Origin of the sequence: Adlercreutzia sp. DFI.6.23, from assembly GCF_024462535.1 — a bacterium.
GTDB classification, from domain to species: domain Bacteria; phylum Actinomycetota; class Coriobacteriia; order Coriobacteriales; family Eggerthellaceae; genus Adlercreutzia; species Adlercreutzia rubneri.
Map to the genome: position 1 here is coordinate 1 of NZ_JANGBP010000616.1, position 296 is coordinate 296.

The following is a 296-nucleotide window of genomic DNA, read 5'->3' on the forward strand; positions in this document are numbered from 1 at the left end:
CGCCCGTGATTTGAAGGCCTGGATGAGCGCCGGGTTCGGGTTCTGCAATGAGGCCAGGAACTGCTCTCCTTCGGCCAATCACCACCAACAAGAACGAGCTGTACGCCATGGACACCTATAAATGCCTGGAGCATCGCGGCGACATGGTCCATTACGACTCGGTCGAAGAGGCAGCCGAAGCGCTTGGCCTGCCCGAGCTGGCCTCCACCATCGAGACCCACAACGCCCACGCCCTCGCCGGCGAGGAGAACGAGTTCGGGCGAAAGAATCTCCCCTACATCGACACCTATAGCGGC

Annotated in this window: 1 pseudogene; it reads left to right on the top strand. The window is 61.1% G+C overall.

The window, feature by feature from the left end:
* Positions 1-107: 107 nt before the first annotated feature.
* A pseudogene (locus NE591_RS14790) lies at positions 108-296 on the top strand (FMN-binding protein); the annotation flags it as partial.